Raw genomic sequence first — 17709 nt, 5'->3', positions numbered from 1 at the left:
CACGACGCGATCGACGAGGGGTCGAGCGCCCCGGTTGCCGTCACCGCAGCGTTCGACTCGTTCCGCGCGCTGCTCGAGAAGTCCGGTGACGAGTACATGGCGGGACGGGCCGCCGACATCGACGACGTACGGGACCAGGTGATCGACGTGCTCGCGGGTCGCCAGGACGCCCCCGTGCCCTCGGAGCGGTCCGTCGTCGTGGCCCACGAGCTCACGCCGTCGCAGACCGCACGGCTACCGCGTGAGCTGATCGCGGGCGTCGCCTGCGCCGGGGGCTCGCCAACGTCGCACGCCGCGATCCTCTCCCGGTCGCTGGGCATCCCCGCCGTGATGGGCGTCACCGATCTGCTGGCACACGTCGAGGACGGCGTGGCGCTCGCGCTCGACGGCCAGGCCGGGACCGTGATCGTCGCACCCGACGACAACGAGCGCTCGACCTTCGAGCGTCGCATCACCGAGCAGGAGGAGCGACGGGAGCGGCTCGCCGCCCTGCGCGACGAGCCGGGCGCGACGGCCGACGGCCACCGCGTCGAGCTCGCGGCGAACATCGGTGGGCTGGAGGACGTCGCGTCGGCTGCCGAGCACGGCGCCGAGGGTTCCGGTCTGGTGCGCACCGAGTTCCTGTTCCAGGAGTCCGCCGCGGAGCCCTCGATCGAGGAGCAGGCCGACTTCTACCGCAAGGTGCTCGCCGGGCTGCCGGGGCACCGCGTGGTGTTCCGCACGATGGACGTCGGTGCGGACAAGCCACTGCCGTTCGTCGTACGTGATCCTGAGGAGAACCCTGCGCTCGGCGTGCGCGGGATCCGCCTCGGCCTGGTGCAGCCCGAACTGCTGATCAACCAGCTGCGGGCGCTGCTGCGGTCGCGCGATCCCGACGCGGAGCAGGGGACCCTCGCGGTCATGTTCCCTTTGGTGTCCACACCCGACGAGGTCCGCCGCGCCCGTGAGGCGTTCGCAGCGGCCGCCGAGGCGGAGGGCGTCGACCACTCCAACGTCGAGGTCGGCGTCATGATCGAGGTGCCGGCCGCGGCGTTGTCCGCGCACCGGATCGCACCGCTTGTCGACTTCTTCTCGGTCGGGACCAACGACCTGCTGCAGTACCTGTTCGCTGCCGACCGCCTCCTTGCCGAGGTCGCTGACCTGCCAGACGTGTGTGATCCCGACGTGCTGCGCCTGCTGGGCTCGGTGGTCGAGGCTGCGCACGAGCACGGTGCCTGGGTCGGGGTCTGCGGCGAGTCGGCGGCGGACCCAGCGTCGGCTGCGGCCTACGTGGGCCTGGGCATCAACGAGCTGTCGATGACACCCGCCTCTGTGCCACAGCTCAAGGACGCGCTGCGCCACGTCGAGCTCTCGACCCTGCAGTCGGCGGTGCGCACTGCGCAGGACGCCGAGGACGCGACAGCGGCTCGCAAGGTGCTGGAGGACGCGCTGAGCGTCGACGGCTGAGGCCGGCGGCTCGGGCCGCCGGCCGGACCGTTCGGCGGGTCGGGAGTCGGATCTTGGGGACGTTTCGGCGGCTCGGCGTTGGGGCGCGTCCCCACAGGGTTGTGCAGCCGACGTCTGGGGACGTTTCGGCGGTTTGGCGTTGGGGCGCGTCCCCAGGTTGCGGTCGTCGTCAGGCTGAGGCCGAGGCGGTGACGTCCAGGCCGACGTCCAGCGCAGGCGCGCTGTGGGTCAGCCACCCCACCGAGATCAGATGGACGCCGGTGGCGGCGATCTGCGGCACGCTCTCGAGTGTGACACCGCCCGACGCTTCGGTGACGATGCCGTCCGGCGTGCGTGCAACGGCCTCCGCGAGCTCATCAGTGGTCATGTTGTCGAGCAGCACCGCGTCGATGGTCGATGCGACCGCTTCGTCGAGCTGCGCCACCGTGTCGACCTCCACCTCGACGAAGACCATGTGGCCCACCCGGCGGCGGACGCGCTCGACCGCCTCTGTGATGCTCCCAGCCACCGCGATGTGGTTGTCTTTGATCAGCACGCCGTCGGCGAGACCGAACCGATGGTCCGCACCGCCGCCGGCACGCACGGCGGAGCGCTCGAGCACGCGCAGGCCGGGCGTGGTCTTGCGCGTGGGCACGATGCGGGCCGGGTGGTCGCCGACGGCGGCGACGAAGCGCGCGGTGGCGGTCGCGATGCCGCACAGGCGTCCGAGCAGGTTCAGCACGACGCGCTCCGCGGTCAGGATGGCTCGCGCGGGTCCGGTGACCGTCGCCAGGACCGTGCCGGGGCCGACGGCATCGCCGTCCGCCGCCCGGCATGTCACGACCACACCCGGGTCGAGCAGGTGGAACCCGGCCGTCGCGATCCCGACGCCGGCCGCGGTGCCGCCGCTGCGGGCGACGATCGCCGCGGAGGCGGTCGCGTCGGGGTCAACGATCGCGTCGGTCGTCAGGTCACCGGCCGTGCCGAGGTCCTCGGCCAGTGCCGCCCGGAGCAGCGACTCGTACAGCAGCGGTGGAAGCGGTGCGGCACGGCGGGCGCTCACGACGCGCCCGCCAGGGCGTGTTCGGCTGCGGTCGTGACCTGCGGGGCGGACCGGTCGGGCGCGGTGACGACGATCCGCGGGGCGGCCGCCAGCGGCTCGTCGCCGTCCGCGCGCCAGTGTGCGCCGCGGCGCTCGCGGTGTGCCAGCGCGGCCTCGGTCACCATGCGCGCCGCCGCGGCGACGGCGCCGCCGCCATCGGGTGCGGCCAGGGCCCGCAGCTCGTCGCGTGCCGTCCGCAGGCCGTCGCCGGTCCGCAGCACGCCGACGTGGGCTGTCAGGACGTCGCGGACTGTGGCGACCGCGGTCGGGTCCGGCCGCGTCAGTGTGCGCGGATCGACCGCGGCGAGGGCCCGGGCGATCCGCGCATCCGTCGGTGCCGTTGCCTTGCGGACGGCGTGCCCGACCCGCTCGCCGAACACCAGTGCCTCCAACAGCGAGTTGCTCGCCAGGCGGTTGGCGCCGTGGGCACCCGTGCAGGCGACCTCGCCGGCGGCATACAGCCCGGGCAGGGTGCTGCGCCCGTCGTGGTCGACCGCGATGCCGCCCATGTGGTAGTGCGCGGCGGGGGTCACGGGCACCGGCCGGGCGAGCGGATCCAGCCCGTGCGCCTGACACGACGCGACCGCCGTCGGGAACCGCAGCTCCAGGTCCGTGACCCTACGCAGGTCCAGCAGCACGCGCTCGCCGGCCAAACGCCGCCGCCAGATGGCCCGTGCCACGACATCGCGTGGTGCTAGCTCGGCGTCGGGGTGGACGCCGTCGAGGAAGCGCCGGCCATGCTCGTCCACGACGGCCGCGCCGGCGCCGCGCAGGGCCTCGGTCAGCAGCGGCAGGGGATCGGCGCCGCAGTCCAGTGCGGTTGGATGGAACTGCACGTACTGCAGGTCGACCAGGTCTGCACCGGCGTCGGCGGCGAGCACGAGTCCGCTGCCGTGGGAACCCGGCGGGTTCGTCGTGTCTCGCCAGGCGCCTGCGCTCCCGCCGGTCGCCAGCACGACCGCACTGGCACCGATCGCGACGAGCTCGCCGGTGTGTCCGTTCGGCGAGCCATCCGTGAGGCGCTCGACGGCGTTCGCCGTTGGGTGGTCGGGCGCGTCTGGACGGTGGGGACCCTGCCTGCACGGCCTCGCCTCCGGGCGCCGCGCGAGCACACCAACGACTCGCCCGCCGTCGACGAGGAGGTCGACGACGCGGGTGCGCGGGTGGACCGTGACGTGTGGAGCGACCATGACGGCCGCCGCCAGCGCCCGGGTGATCTCCCAGCCGGTCGCGTCGCCACCCGCCTGCAGGATGCGGTCGTGGCCGTGTCCGGCCTCGCGGCCCAGAACCCACCCGTGGCCGTCCCGTGCGAAGCGCGTGCCCAGCGTGTCGAGCCAGGTGACCGTCGCCGGTGCTGCGGTGGTCAGCAGGTCCACCACGGCGGGGTCGTTCGCCAGCGCTCCCACCGCCAGCGTGTCGGCGGCGTGGGCGTCGGGTGAGTCGGTCGCGGCGACGGCCGCGGCGATGCCGCCCATGGCTGCCGCACTCGCGCTACCCGTGCCGACGGCGTCGGCCGTCAGCAGCGCGACCCGGGCCCCGGTCGCGTGGAGCGCCGCCGACAGCCCGGCCGCACCAGAGCCGACGAGCACGACGTCGGCGCCCAGCACCGGCGTGCCGGGCGGAAGCGGGGCCATCAGCGCACGGCCAGCATGCGGTCGACCGCCCGACGCGCACGTTCCGCCAGCGCCGGGTCGATCTCGACGGGGTGCTGCATGTGCTCCAGCGCGTCCGCGATGCCCCGCAGAGTGATCCGCTTCATGTGCGGGCACAGGTTGCAGGGCCGTACGAAGTCGACGTCGGGGTACTCGGCCGCGACGTTGTCGCTCATCGAGCACTCGGTGATCATGACAACGCGTGTCGGCCGCGTCCGCCCGACGTGGCGGATCATCCCGGAGGTCGAACCGACGAAGTCGGCCTCGGCGAGCACCTCGGGCGGACACTCAGGGTGTGCGAGGATCTCGAGCTCGCCCCACGCCTGCCGGTAGGCACGCAGCTCGTCGGCGGTGAAGCGCTCGTGTACCTCGCAGTGGCCGGCCCACAGGATCAGGTCGACATCGGTCTGCGTCGCGACCCAGCGGCCCAGGTACTCGTCGGGCAGGAAGATGGCACGGTCGGCCCCGAGCGACTCGACGACCTGCACGGCGTTGCCGGACGTGCAGCAGATGTCGGACTCGGCCTTGACCTCGGCGCTCGTGTTGACGTACGTGACGACCGGAACGCCGGGATGCCGCTCGCGCAGCAGCCGGATGTCGGCACCCGTGATCGACGACGCCAGCGAGCAGCCGGCCCGCAGGTCGGGGATCAGCACCGTCTTGTCGGGGTTGACCAGCTTGGCGGTCTCGGCCATGAAGTGCACGCCGGCCATCACGATGACCGCGGCGTCGGTCTCGGCGGCGAGGCGTGCCAGGGCGAGCGAGTCGCCCGTGAGGTCCGCAACGCCGTGGAAGATCTCGGGCGTCATGTAGTTGTGCGCAAGGACAATCGCATCCCGCTCGCGCTTGAGCTCGGCGATCCGGGCGACAAGGGGCTCGTAGGTCGACCACTCCGCGGGCGGCATGATCGTCTGCAGCGTCGGGGGCATGGGGACGGTCTGCGTCACGGGCTCTCCTGGTTTCGAGGACGTTGCACCAGATATGCTACATCTGAGCAAAACCTTCTGCTACGGCTGAGCAGAACGATCGGGTCGCCCGACGTCCGCCACCGGAGCCTGGCAGCCAGGCCCGGTGTGTTGGGTGCCACGCTGACTGGTGTGTGGCAGCTGGCGCCGGTGTGCCGGTGTAGGGTGCCACGCTGGCTGGTGGGTGGCAGCTGGCGCCGGTGTGCCGGTGTCGCGTGCCACGCTGGCTGGTCAGAGGGTCGATGCGGTCGGGTCAGCTGCGGCGGGGCAGTCCCAGGCCCGGACGCGGGCGTTCGCGGAGCACCTCGGGGCGGAACCGGAACCGCTCCGCAGGCCGGCCGCCGGTCTGCTCCTCGAACTGGCCGGTGCCCTCTACGAAGCCGCCGCGATCGACCTGGCGGCGGAAGTTCTGGGTGTGCAGGCTCAGCCCAGTCAGGGCCTCGACGACCTGCTGCAGCCGCCGCAGGGTGAAGGTGGGGGGCAGCAGCTCGAAGACCACGGGACGGTACGTCAACTTGCCCCGCAACCGACTGAGCGCGGTCGCCGCGATCCGTCGGTGGTCCAGCGCCAGGGGTTCGCCGTGGCAGGCCGGATCGCGGAGCACGCGTGCCGCGTCGCCACGGTCGCGGGCCGCCTCGGGGACCAGCCCCGCCTCCCACAGCAGCTCGTAGCGGTCGAGGACGCGCACGCTGTCCCAGACGGGGTCGACGCCGAAGACGATGTCGACGCGGTCGCGTCGCCTGCGTCGCTGCACCGGATCCTGAGCGCTGTCGGCCCAGTCGCACAGGCCGGGCAGCAGCGCATCGGGGATGATCGCCGGCCGGCCGTCGCGCCAGTCCTCCCACGGCAGCAGGCGGTACCAGTCGACCCACCGGGCGTCGTCGCGCACTTCGGTCGGCTGCACCAGCGCCAGGTAGGCGATCGACAGCGTCCGAGCGGTCTCGCCAGGGTCACGACCGATGTCGCCGAAGGTGTAGAGCTGCTCGACGTAGCCGAGCTCCAGGCCGGACTGCTCACCGACCCAGCGCCGCAGTCCGCGGTCGAGCGTCCGATCGTCATCGCGCAGCAGGCCGTAGGGCAGCGCCGCGTAGTCGCCGCCCGCGTACGGCACCGTCAGCACCCTGGGGGTCGTGTCGACCACGCTGACGATGACCGCATTGAGCCGCAACGTGGCCGGCGCTGCCGTCAGCTCCGCGGCGCCGCTCGCCGCGCGGCTCGCGTCGGCGTCCAACGTCGGTCGTCTCCCGTCTCGGCTCGTGGTCGCGTGTCGCGCCGCTGACGCTAGCGGACCCCGAGGGACCACCCAAGCAGCTCACCGCACCGTACCGCTCACGCATCCACCCTGCCCTGTCGCCGCGCCGCGGCCAGCGGCTGTTCGGCACCGATCAGGTCCTCGCCGCGACACGTCGCTGACCATGGCGCAGTCGGGTCGCGACGCCGTCGATGCGCTCAAGCGCGTGGTCCGGCTGCTGCGCCAGTCCGACCGGGACGACGGCGCTGACCACGGCGCGGCGATCGGCGTGCTGCGGTCAGTCGGTGTCGGTCCTGTCCGAGAGGCGGTCACCGGTCAGGAAGAACGTCAGGTGACGGGTCAGCTCGACCGCGTGGTCGGCGGCGCGCTCGTAGTATCGCGCGATCAGCCCGAGTGAGACCGACTCCTCGATCGACTGCGATCCGGTGTACAGCTCCGACAGCATCATCTTCTGCAGCAGGTCGGCCTGATCGTCCTGGCGCTCGAGGTCCTCGGCCGCGAGGGCGTCGTGGTTGACCCAGGCCGTCACGGCGTTGTCGAGCATCGTGGCCACGACCGCTCCCAGCTGCTCGATGGTGCTGCGCAGCTCGCGCGGCAGGGACGGCGGGTGCACCCACGACAGGGACTCGACGACATGGGTGAGCAGGTTGCCGGTGCGCTGCACGTCGTTGACCGAGCGCAGCACGGCGATGATGCGCCGCAGATCGGTCGCCACGGGGCTCTGCGTCGCCAGCAGCAGGTAGCCGGTCTCCTCGAGCTTCGTGCACTGGCGGGTCAGCTCGGCGTCGGCGTCGATCAGCGCCGCCGCCGCATGGCTGTCGGCCTCGAGGAACGCCGCGGTCGCCGGGTGCACACGGCTGGCGACATCGCGTAACATCGCGATGAGCTGGTCGTCGAGGCCATCGAGCTGCCGATGCAGGCGGTGCCGTGCGACGCCGGCTTCCCTGCGCTCGATCTCGAGGCGGAACAATGGGTCGTCAGTCATCCGCTGCGCGTCCGTCACCGTTCGGGGAGGATGTTCCATCATGGGGCGACTATGCCTTCCGGCCACAGTAGCCACCACACCGTCCGTTACACATTCGGCGACAGCATGGTGAACACGCGCTGAACTCCAGCCAGGACGACAGATGATGCGCAGACTCCCGATCATGTCAGGCGACGCCTCGCCGATGTGTCGTTGATCATGGCACAGACCACCGCTGACCTCCGGCTTCTGGTGCGGCCCGGCCACCCCGACTTCCTCGACCTGCCCTGGTCCACCCCACTCGACATGTGGGACGACGAGCGATGCGTCAACGTCGCGGCAGGCATCCACCGACACGTCGTGCGCTTCGTGGACATCGGCGGGACCCTGTACGCGTTGAAGGAGCTGCCACGGCGCGTCGCCGAGCGCGAGTACCGGATCCTGCGGCGGATGGCCGAGGAGAAGATGCCGGTCGTGGAGGCCGTCGGCATCGTCCACAGACGGGGCCTCGAGGACGTGATCATCACGCGGTACCTCGAGTACTCCCTGCCGTTTCGCGTGCTGTTCACCCATCGGCGACCGGTGGCCGAGGACGAGTCGGACCCGCACAGTGTGAGTGGCCTGCACCGCCGGCTGCTCGACGCGATGACGCTGCTGCTCGTACGTCTCCACCTGGCCGGCTTCTACTGGGGCGACTGCTCGCTGTCGAACACCCTGTTCCGGCGTGACGCAGGTGCGCTGGCGGCCTACATCGTCGACGTCGAGACCGGCGACTGGCACGCCGAGCTCAGCGCCGGTCAGCGGCAGGCCGACCTCGAGATCGCGCAGCTGAACGTCGCCGGCGGCCTCATGGACCTCCAGGCGCAGCTGGGACTGCCGCCGGAACCCGACCCGGTCGAGTCCGCCGAGCGCCTGGGGGAGCAGTACGTCCAGCTGTGGGCCGAGCTCAACGAGGACCTCCACATCGGGGTGGACGAGCGCTACCTCATCGACGCGCGGCTGCGGCGGCTCAACGAGCTCGGCTTCGACGCCGACGAGGTCGAGTTAAAGGCGACCGACGACGGTCATCGGCTGCGGATGCGCACGCGCGTGACCGAGCAGGGCCACCACCGCCGCCGGCTGATGGAGCTCACCGGCCTACCCGCCCAGGAGAACCAGGCCCGCAGCCTCCTCAACGACCTCACCAACTTCCGAGCCGCCCTCGAACGCGACGAGGGCCATGCGGTGCCCGATGCCGTGGCCGCGTACCGGTGGCTGGGCGAGGTCTACCAGAAGCTGGTCGATGCGATCCCCGCTGAGCACCGGACGCGCCTCGAGCCCGTCGAGGCGTTCCACGAGGTCATCGAGCACAAGTGGTACCTGTCGGAGAAGGAAGGTTGCGACGTCGGCTTCGAACGCGCATTGCGGTCCTACCTCGACTCGGTTCTGCCGCGGTCCGCCGACGAGCGCCAGCTGGTCGTCGACAGCAACGCGGGCTTCATCGGCTGGGGCTGAGAAGCGGGGGCGGCGTACGTGCACCGTCGCGTATGCTCGCATCGGCCGCACCGCCGACGAGGGAGACGAGTCGTGGCGCAACCTGATCGCGAGCTGGCACTCGAGCTGGTACGGGCGACGGAGGTCGCCGCCCTGGCAGCCGGGCGCTGGATGGGCAACGCCAACAAGGAGGCTGGTGACCAGGCGGCCGTGGACGGCATGCGACGGATGCTGAACCAGGTCGCGATGGACGGCGTCGTCGTTATCGGCGAGGGCGAGAAGGACGAGGCCCCAATGCTGTTCAACGGCGAGCGGGTCGGCAACGGCTCACCACCCGAGGTCGACCTGGCGGTCGACCCGATCGACGGAACCCGTCTGCTGGCCGAGGGGCGCCCGGGTGCGATCGCGATGATCGCTGTCGCGCCACGTGGGACGATGTTCGATCCCGGTCCGTGCGTCTACATGATGAAGTGGGTCGTAGGCGCCGAGGCGGTGGGTGCGGTCGATCTCGACGCCAGCGTGGCGGACAACCTGGAGGCCATCGCCGAGGCGAAGCAGACCGCCGTGTCGAACCTGACCGTCATCATGCTCGACCGGCCACGCCACGACGACCTCGCCGCGCGGGTGCGCGACGCCGGTGCGCGTCTGCGGTTGATCATGGACGGTGACGTGGGTGCGGCGGTGCTGGCGTTGCTGCCCGACCGCCCGTTCGACGTGCTGCTGGGCATCGGCGGCACGCCCGAGGGCGTGGCGACCGCGTGTGCGGTCAGGGCGCTGCGCGGTGAGATGGTCGGCAGGCTGTGGCCGCGTGACGACGAGGAGCGCCGGCTGGCCCTGGAGGCCGGTTACGACCTCGAGGAGCAGCTCACGACCGACCGCCTGGTCCGCAGCGAGAACACGTTCTTCGTGTGCACCGGCGTGACCCCTGGGGAGCTGTGCGACGGCGTGGAATACAGCCGCGCCGGCGCGACGACCGAGTCGCTGGTGATGCGCGGCAGGTCCGGCACCGTGCGCCTCATCCAGGCGCGCCACACCCCCGAGAAGCTCGCGCAGTACGAGATGATCTCGCGCTGACCGGGTCCTGCATCCGGCCGGGTCGCGCCGGCTCCACGACCCCGCTCGTTTCGACGGCGGGGTCGACGCCTTGCTGCCATCGATGATTCACCTTCCCGTCACCCCCACGACGGGCCGCTGATAGACGGCGGGGCCATCAAGGACCGCAGATGCTCCAGCGCGCCGCGCTCGACGGGTGCGGCACACGGAGCGGAGCAGACCCTTCGTTCACCTCCGGTGGCCTCAGGACCGTCCGGACGGCCGTGTCGGAGGAGCTGACGAAGCAACGTTCGACGGCTGTTCACCTGAACGCCGCGAGGGTGCCACCCGGCACACCTACGGTCGCCGTCGTAGATGGTCGATGCACCGCCATGGTGCTCGGCGTGGCCGGCGAGCAGCCGCACGACCGGGCCCGGCGGACGAGAAGGGACAGGACAAGATGCGAGTGAACTGGCGTGTGATGGCGAGCCTGCTGGCGGTGCTGGCGTTGCTGCTGACCGCATGCGGCGGTGGCGACAGTGCCGCCGAGGAGGCGCCGGCGTCCGAGTCCGGGGGTGGCGCGTCCGCATCCTCCGAGTCCTCGGGTGACGGTGGCGGTGACCTGTCGGGGACGATCGAGATCGACGGCTCGTCGACAGTCGGTCCGCTGACGGACGCGATCGCGGAGGAGTACGCGAACGAGGAGCCGAACGTGCAGGTCAACGTCGGCATCTCCGGCACGGGTGGTGGGTTCGAGCGGTTCTGCGGCGAGGGGTCGACGGACATCTCGAACGCGTCGCGACCGATCGACGACGCGGAAGCGCAGCTGTGCGCGGAGAACGGGATCGACTTCACCGAGGCCCGCGTCGGCACGGATGCGCTGACGATGGTCACGAGCCCTGACACCGAGGGCATCAGCTGCCTGACGGCCGACGAGGTCGCGGCGATCTTCGGCCCCGCTTCCATCCGCAACTGGAGCGAGGTCAACCCGGAGTTCCGCGATGAGCCGATCGAGGTGTTCGCGCCGGGGACCGACTCGGGCACCTACGACTTCATGGTCGAGGACGCGCTCGGGCTCGAGGAGTCGACGCAGGACTACAACGCGTCCGAGGATGACAACATCATCGCCCAGGGCGTCCAGGGCACGCCGTACTCGTGGGGCTTCTTCGGCTACGCCTACTACGTCAACAACCAGGAGGGCCTGCAGGCGATCGAGTACGACGCCGGCGAGGGATGTGTGGCACCGAGCGAGGAGACCGCTGTCGACGGCAGTTACGGGCTGACTCGACCCCTGTTCATCTACCTGAAGAACAGCGCGGTGCAGGAGAAGCCGGAGGTCGCTGACTTCGCGCAGTTCTACGTCGACAACGTCAACAGCGTCATCGGGTCGGTGGGGTACATCGCCGAGCCCGACGATGCGCTCGAGGAAGCGAAGGCCGCCGTCGAAGGTGCGATCTCGGGCGAGAGTGCCGGTGGTGCATCCGAGCCCTCGGCGGCCGGCGCATCGGAGTCCGCATCGTAGGCCGAAATGTCCATCTTCCGGTAACCCTGCATTCACGGGCCGGGCGCCAAGCGGTCGTACGGTTCTGCTGGTGCGCCCGGCTCGTCACATGCCAGCGGCGTGTCCATCCGCGGCAACGAACCAATGCCGTCGCCGGATGATCAAGGAGGCAGCGTGGCGAGCACCGGTCTGCAGCACCCCGGTGGTGGCATCGATCTCAGTGCCGGGACCGCGCGGATCGGCGAGCGGATCGTGCTCGCGGTGCTCTGGTTGTGCGCTGCCGTGTCGGTGCTGACGACAGTCGGGATCGTGGTCATCCTCTTCACCGAGGCGTCCGGGTTCCTCGCCGAGGAGAACGTCTCACTGGGCAGCTTCCTGACCGGCACGACCTGGCAGCCGTTCGGTGGCGCCCAGGGCGCGTTCGGCGTGCTGCCCCTGGTCGCGGGAACGCTGTTGGTGACCGCGATCGCGATGATCGTGGCGGTGCCGCTGGGGTTGGCGAGCGCGGCGTACCTGTCGGAGTACGCGCCGGCCCGTGTGCGCAACGTCCTCAAGCCGACGCTCGAGGTGCTCGCCGGCGTGCCGACGGTGGTCCTCGGGTACTTCGCGCTGACGTTCATGACGCCGCTGTTGCGCGCGACGGTCGGTCAGCTCACGACCGTCTCCATCTTCAACGCGGCCAGCGCCGGCATCGTGATGGGCATCATGATCGTGCCGACGGTCGCATCGCTGTCCGAGGACGCCATGTCCGCCGTGCCCTTGGCGCTGCGCGAGGGCGCGTACGGCGTCGGCAGCTCCAAGCGGTATGTCGTGACACGGGTCGTCATGCCGGCGGCGCTGTCGGGCATCGTGGCATCGATCATCCTCGGGCTGGGTCGGGCGATCGGCGAGACGATGATCGTCGCGCTGGCGGCCGGCAACCTGCCGAGCATGACGTTCAACCCGTTCGAGCAGATCCAGACGATGACCGCCTACATCGTCCAGGCGGTCCAGGGCGAGGCGCCGCGGGGATCGCTGACCTACGAGTCGATCTTCGCCGTCGGCGCGCTGCTGTTCCTGATGACGCTGCTGCTCAACATCGCTGCGGCCCGGTTCGTGCGACGGTTCCGCGAGGAGTACTGATGACGGTCGAGGCGACGGAGGTGAGCCGGTGGCGGTGAGCACGCCGCAGAAGGCGGTCGAGGACGCCCAGCGGGCCCTCGACCGCCCGCCGGGTCGCGGCCGCCGTGAACGGACGTTCCAGCTGACCCTGCTCGTGGCGACCGCGGTGGCGGTGATCGTGCTCGCCATCCTGCTGGTCGACATCCTCATCGACGGCCTGGGCAGCGTGAACCCCACGCGGTTCACCAACTATGCGTCGCGCTTTCCCGAGGAGTTCGGCTTCCGGTCGGGCATCACCGGCACCCTGTCGCTCATGGTCCTCGTCGCCCTGCTGTCGTTTCCCATCGGGCTGGGTGCCGCCACCTACCTCGAGGAGTTCGCGCCGACCAACTGGTTCACCCGGTTCATCGAGGCCAACATCTCGAACCTGGCGGGTGTGCCATCGGTGGTCTACGGCCTGCTCGGCGCTGGCGTCTTCGTGTACTACTTCAGCCTGGGCCGCTCGCTGATCGTCGGCGCGATCACGCTGACGCTGCTGATCCTGCCGGTGATCATCGTCGCCTCGCGAGAGTCCCTGCGCGCGGTGCCGAACGCGCTGCGCGAAGCGGGGCTCGGTCTCGGGGCGACCAGGCTGCAGACCGTCGGCCGGCAGATCCTGCCACAGGCGCTGCCCGGCATCCTGACCGGCACGATCCTCGCGCTGTCGCGCGCCATCGGCGAGACCGCGCCGATCCTCGTGGTCGGGGCGCTGTTCTCGCGGCGGGCCGACAACGTGCCCTGGGATGTCGACGATGCGTTCTCGGCGCTGCCGATCCAGATCTACAACCTGGTGTCGCGGCCCCAGGCGGAGTTCCAGGAGCAGGTCGCACCTGCAGGGATCATCATCCTGCTCGTCCTGCTGCTGTTGATGAACTCGGTCGCGATCTACCTCCGCAACCGCTACTCGAGGAGCAGCTAGATGGAGCAGCAGGCGCAGCCCCAGGCTCGGACGGCTGTCACGACCGCGAGCGATGAGGTGGACCGCTACCGGCGCACCCGCGGGCGGATCGACAGCGAGCTCGCGCGGCAGGCGGCGGGCGGTCGCGAGGTCCGCGAAGACGCGGCGGTCGTGTTCGGCCTCGACGACGTCACCGTCAGGTACGGGTCGTTCCCCGCGATCCGCCACGTCTCGATGCAGATCCGCGAGCGCATGATCACCGCGCTGATCGGGCCGTCTGGCTGTGGCAAGACCACCCTGTTGCGTTGCTTCAACCGCATGAACGACCTGATCGCCAGCGCGTCCGTCGAGGGCGTCATCAGGTACAAGGGCGCGGACCTGTACGCCGCCAACGTCGACCCCGTCGAGGTCCGGCGCCGCATCGGCATGGTCTTCCAGAAGCCGAACCCCTTCCCGAAGTCCATCCGCGAGAACGTCCTGTTCGGGCCCAAGGTCACGCGGATGTCCTTCGACGCCGATGAGATCGTCGAACGGTCCCTGCGGGCCGCAGCACTGTGGGACGAGGTCAAGGACAAGCTCGACACCAGCGCTCTGGGCCTGTCAGGTGGCCAGCAGCAGCGGTTGTGCATCGCACGCGCCATCGCCGTCGAGCCCGACACCATCCTGATGGACGAGCCGTGCTCGGCGCTCGACCCGATCGCGACCGGGGCCATCGAAGAGCTCATGCGCCAGCTCCGCGAGGACTACACGATCGTCATCGTCACGCACAACATGCAGCAGGCGGCGCGGGCCTGTGACATGACGGCGTTCATCACGACCGAGGTCCAGCAGGACGTCGAGGGCCACGATCGCCGCTCGGGTCGGCTGATCGAGTTCGACCGCACCGAGGTCATCTTCGGCGATCCGAGCGACGCCCGGACCGAGGACTACATCAGCGGCCGGTTCGGTTGATCGGGTCCGTCACGTCCGGGTGCCGGTGCCCGCAGCGGGCTCCGGAGGCGCCGTGGAGCCGGTGATCCCGGCGGCGAGATCCCGCACCGGGGCGGTATCGGCGACGTCTTCCTCGTCGACCAGCCCGGCAGGCGTGACGCGGAGCGCGTCGAACCACTGAGCCGCACCGTCCGGGTGGCGTCGATCCTGGCACAGCCGCCCGCTCCGCCGCCGACGGCGCCAGGCCGAAGGTCCCGGTGTCGGTCGCCCACCGCTCGCGCAGGGCCGCGACGTAGTCGCCCGGATCGGTGACCTCCCACCGCGCCAGCAGTCCGGGCGCGACCCGCCGGACGTCGAACCACGGCCGGGAGCGTCCCGGCACCGCTCGCCGCGAACCCCTGCCCCACGATGTCCTCACCCGCGCTGGGCGTCGGGCACAGCACGACGCTGCGGATCGTCGACGTCGCGTCTTTGTCGTCCGTGGCGGTGGGAGGCGTCAGGTCGGTGCTCACCCTGTGTGATGTCGGGGGACGTGAGCGACGTGAATGGGTTTGCCACCGGGTAGTGTTCGATCCAGTGCTGCAGTGAACGACCGGCCAACGCCAGGGGAACGTGGGATGAAATCCGACGATGCCAAGCGTCTTCGTCCCCGGCGCCTGCATCCGGATACCTACACTTCGGACGACATGCCAAAGGTCCTTGTGGTAGAGGACGAGCCCTCGCTGGTGGAGGCGCTGGAGTTCGCGCTCGTGGAGGAGGGCTTCACGGTCGTGTCGACCAGGGATGGCCACGACTCGCTGGCGCTGTTCGAGCGTGAGCAACCTGACCTGGTGCTGCTCGACCTGATGCTGCCGAGCCTGTCGGGCACCGACGTCTGCAAGCGGATCCGGGCCGACAGCTCGGTGCCCATCATCATGCTGACCGCCCGCGACAGCGAGATCGACAAGGTGGTCGGCCTCGAGGTCGGTGCCGACGACTACGTCACGAAACCGTTCTCGATGCGCGAGCTCGTCGCTCGGGTCAAGGCTGTCCTGCGGCGGAGCGGCGACGTCGCCGACGCCGATGCGTCCGGCGCCGTCGAGGTCGCCGGCGTCCGCGTCGATCGCGAGCGGCACGAGGTGTCCGTGCGCGGGCAGGACGTGCAGCTGCCGCCCAAGGAGTTCGCGCTGCTCGAACTGCTGATCCGCAACGCCGGGCGTGTGCTCACGCGCGAGGTGCTGATCGACCGCATCTGGGGTGCCGACTACGTCGGTGACACCAAGACGCTCGACGTCCACATCAAGCGGTTGCGCGGCCGCATCGAGCGGGATCCGCACGATCCGCGGCACATCTACACTGTGCGTGGTGTCGGCTACAAGTTCCTGGACGGCTGAGCGACGCCCCCGGCCGGTGCCCGCCGGGGCGTGGGCGCGTGCTCCTGGCGCATGCTGATGGGCAGGATCGCGGGCCGGGTCGCCCGTCTGAGCGTCGGCATGACCTTCTTCGTTGTCGTGACCGGCCTGATGGTCGGCGCAGCGGTCATCGGCGCGTTGGTGGACGCGGTCGTGCCCGCGGTGCTCATCGCGGTGCTGTTCGGCTGTGCCGGTACCTGGCTGTTGTCGGCCGTCGTCGGCGCTCATGCGCGGGCGCTGGCCCACAGGATCGACTCCGCGCGCGACGACGCCGACGCCCGGCGCGCGTTCGGCGGGCACCGGGAGTGGCGTGAACTCGCCGACGCCGTCGACGGCGTCGTGGCTTCGCTGCATGCACAGTCCGGGCGGCTGGTTGCGGAACGGGTCCGCAGCAAGCGGCTGCTCGAGGACCTACCGTCGGCCGTGCTCCTGCTCGATGACGACCGGATCGTCTACACCAACCGCGCGGCGCGTGAGATGTTCGCCATCGCAGACGACCAGGACGACGTGCCGGCGACCGACATTCTCGACGAGACCCTGGCCAAGACCCTCCTGGACGCGGTGGAGGAGACCCACGAGGTCGGACGGCCGATCGACGTCGAGCTCGAGCGCGACGCCGCGATCCTCGCGGCGCGAGCCGCGACGTTGGGCGCGGGTGAGGCGGTGCTGGTCGTCCGCGACGTCACACGGTCCCGCCGGCTCGCAGTGGTGCGACGCGACTTCGTGATCAACGCCTCCCACGAGCTCAAGACACCCGTCGCAGGCATCCAGGCGCTCGCCGAGTCGCTGGCGCTGGCGCTGCGCCACGACCCGGGACGCGCCACGCGCATGGTGGCCAGGATCGAACAGGAAGCGGCCCGGCTGGCCCGCCTCGTCCGGGACCTGTTGGACCTCGCCCGGCTCGAGGAGCAGGACGACGACCAGGGCGACCAGCGCCCCGTCGATCTCGTGCAGGTGGTCGAAGCTCAGCTCGACCGGCTGCACAGCGTCGCCGCCGAGCACCGGATCTCGATGACGACGGACATGCCCGACCGCACCATCATCGCCGCCGCGCCCGAGGACGTGCGGTCGATCGTGGCGAACCTGCTCGAGAACGCCGTGCGCTACAACGTCGAGGGCGGCGCCGTCGAGGTACGGCTGCGCCGGACCGACGGTCACGTCACGCTCGAGGTCCACGACACGGGCGAGGGCATCGCGCCACAGGAGCGCCAGCGGATCTTCGAGCGGTTCTACCGGATCGACAAGGCGCGCAGCCGTGCGGCCGGCGGCACCGGCCTCGGGCTGTCGCTGGTGCGCCACGCGACCGAGCGCCTGGGGGGCACCGTCACGGTCGACAGCGAGTTGGGCGTCGGCTCGACGTTCCGCGTCGACCTGCCCGTCACGGGCGACTGAGTCTGCCCGCGGGCGCGTAGACTCCGCGATCATGCAGATCCCCGACGACGTGACCCGCGACAGCGGTAAGACCCGCCGCGCACCGGCGATCATGGCCGAGCTCCTCGAGCGGTACGACGGCGGGGTGGTCGAGCTCGACTGGACCACTCCCTTCGAGCTGCTGATCGCGACGATCCTGTCGGCGCAGTCGACCGACAAGAAGGTCAACGAGGTCACGGCCGAGCTGTTCGTCAAGTATCCGAATCCCGCAGCGTACCTGGACATCGCCGAGACCGAACTGCAGGCCGCCATCTACCAGACCGGCTTCTACCGGCAGAAGACCGGGGCGATCCGCGGTGTCTGCGCCGCGTTGCTGGAGCTCTTCGGGGGTGAGGTGCCCGAGACGATGGCCGAGTTGCTCGCCCTGCCGGGTGTCGCACGCAAGACCGCCAACGTCGTCCAGAGCGCGGCGTTCCCCGAGGTCCACGCGACCGACCCGAACGCCGGCGTAGCGGTCGACACGCACGTCAAGCGGCTGGCGCGGCGCTTCCGCTTCACCCGCAACGACGACCCGGTCAAGATCGAGCGCGACCTGATGCGCCTGCTGCCCCGC

15 protein-coding genes are annotated in these 17709 nt (G+C 70.6%); 10 read left to right on the top strand and 5 right to left on the bottom strand.

The genetic code is table 11. From position 1 onward, the window contains the following. A partial coding sequence (gene ptsP, locus VK923_01720) for a phosphoenolpyruvate--protein phosphotransferase (protein ID HSJ43383.1) occupies positions 1–1446 on the top strand: 1446 nt, incomplete at its 5' end. Positions 1447–1615: 169 nt separating this feature from the next. Here ptsP and nadC read toward each other — a convergent pair. From nadC to VK923_01695, 5 genes are all read right to left on the bottom strand, one after another. Continuing rightward, entirely contained in the window at positions 1616–2488 is an 873-nt protein-coding gene (gene nadC / locus VK923_01715; GenBank protein ID HSJ43382.1) for a carboxylating nicotinate-nucleotide diphosphorylase, read from the bottom strand. Next, entirely contained in the window at positions 2485–4161 is a 1677-nt protein-coding gene (locus VK923_01710; GenBank protein ID HSJ43381.1) for an FAD-binding protein, read from the bottom strand. Before VK923_01710 ends, nadC begins: the two co-directional genes overlap by 4 nt. Beyond that, entirely contained in the window at positions 4161–5126 is a 966-nt protein-coding gene (gene nadA / locus VK923_01705; GenBank protein ID HSJ43380.1) for a quinolinate synthase NadA, read from the bottom strand. Before nadA ends, VK923_01710 begins: the two co-directional genes overlap by 1 nt. Positions 5127–5397: 271 nt before the next feature. Continuing rightward, positions 5398–6375: a hypothetical protein gene (locus tag VK923_01700; GenBank protein HSJ43379.1), complete on the bottom strand. Its 978-nt coding sequence runs from the start codon at positions 6373–6375 to the stop codon at positions 5398–5400. 298 nt (positions 6376–6673) lie between these two features. Further along, positions 6674–7381 (bottom strand): PhoU domain-containing protein, encoded by a 708-nt coding sequence (locus VK923_01695; protein ID HSJ43378.1) that lies wholly within the window; start codon positions 7379–7381, stop codon positions 6674–6676. 198 nt (positions 7382–7579) lie between these two features. Between VK923_01695 and VK923_01690 the strand changes: the two genes are divergently transcribed. The 9 genes from VK923_01690 to nth all read left to right on the top strand — a co-directional run. Then, positions 7580–8854, top strand: coding sequence for a DUF4032 domain-containing protein (locus VK923_01690; protein ID HSJ43377.1), 1275 nt, complete (start codon positions 7580–7582; stop codon positions 8852–8854). A gap of 72 nt (positions 8855–8926) precedes the next feature. After that, positions 8927–9907 (top strand): class II fructose-bisphosphatase, encoded by a 981-nt coding sequence (gene glpX / locus VK923_01685; protein HSJ43376.1) that lies wholly within the window; start codon positions 8927–8929, stop codon positions 9905–9907. A gap of 418 nt (positions 9908–10325) precedes the next feature. Continuing rightward, the gene (locus VK923_01680; protein ID HSJ43375.1) at positions 10326–11387 is read left to right on the top strand and encodes a PstS family phosphate ABC transporter substrate-binding protein; all 1062 of its coding nucleotides are present in this window, start codon (positions 10326–10328) and stop codon (positions 11385–11387) included. Between the two features lie 153 nt (positions 11388–11540). Beyond that, positions 11541–12488 carry a phosphate ABC transporter permease subunit PstC gene (pstC, locus tag VK923_01675; protein HSJ43374.1) on the top strand — a complete coding sequence of 316 codons (948 nt, stop codon included), beginning with the start codon at positions 11541–11543 and terminating at the stop codon, positions 12486–12488. 28 nt (positions 12489–12516) lie between these two features. Beyond that, positions 12517–13425, top strand: coding sequence for a phosphate ABC transporter permease PstA (gene pstA, locus VK923_01670; GenBank protein ID HSJ43373.1), 909 nt, complete (start codon positions 12517–12519; stop codon positions 13423–13425). Further along, a complete protein-coding gene (pstB, locus tag VK923_01665) occupies positions 13426–14355 on the top strand; it encodes a phosphate ABC transporter ATP-binding protein PstB (GenBank protein ID HSJ43372.1) in 930 nt (309 codons plus the stop codon). It begins immediately after the preceding gene. A 665-nt stretch (positions 14356–15020) separates the two neighbouring features. Continuing rightward, on the top strand, positions 15021–15707 hold the full coding sequence (locus VK923_01660; protein HSJ43371.1) for a response regulator transcription factor: 687 nt from the start codon (positions 15021–15023) through the stop codon (positions 15705–15707). 57 nt (positions 15708–15764) lie between these two features. Continuing rightward, positions 15765–17117, top strand: coding sequence for a HAMP domain-containing sensor histidine kinase (locus VK923_01655; GenBank protein ID HSJ43370.1), 1353 nt, complete (start codon positions 15765–15767; stop codon positions 17115–17117). 31 nt (positions 17118–17148) lie between these two features. Beyond that, positions 17149–17709: endonuclease III (gene nth, locus VK923_01650; GenBank protein HSJ43369.1), on the top strand; the 561-nt coding region annotated here is incomplete at its 3' end.

It is taken from the genome of Euzebyales bacterium, from assembly GCA_035461305.1.
Classification (GTDB): Bacteria; Actinomycetota; Nitriliruptoria; order Euzebyales; family JAHELV01; genus JAHELV01.
Note: the sequence above shows the minus strand (reverse complement) of the source record. Positions and strands in the feature narration are given on the sequence as shown.